The sequence below is a fragment of the Bradyrhizobium sp. sGM-13 genome (assembly GCF_018398875.1).
GTDB lineage: Bacteria > Pseudomonadota > Alphaproteobacteria > Rhizobiales > Xanthobacteraceae > Bradyrhizobium.
The window spans coordinates 1-354 of sequence record NZ_JAGWDK010000229.1; the positions used below are offsets into that span (position 1 = coordinate 1).

Sequence of the window (354 nt, forward strand, 5' to 3'; positions counted from 1 at the left end):
GTTTCGGCGCGGGATGTGTCATGTATGGCTCCTCGGTCCGGGCTGACTGCGCCACATCCATCTTTGCGTGCAGGGCGAAGGCGATCTTGATGGTGACCAGCACGGGCGCAGCGATGACGAAAAGAAGAGCGACTGCAGCGAACGCGGTGTCGAAAGCGATCACTGTGGATTGACCAGTGAGGGCTCGACCCAACAGACCCATCGCAGTCCGGCCGGCGGCCACGCCGTCCATCCCTCGTGCCGCGAGCATGGCGCTCATTGTCGTCAGCCACTCGCTGACCGCAGGAAGGCCTGCGGTGACACTGGCGCCGAGCACCGTGGCATTGGCGGTGACATTGTGGTCGATCATGGTCT

1 pseudogene is annotated in these 354 nt (G+C 63.3%); it reads right to left on the reverse strand.

The annotated features are described in order from the left end of the window. A pseudogene (locus KJQ96_RS38880) lies at positions 1–354 on the reverse strand (MFS transporter); the annotation flags it as partial.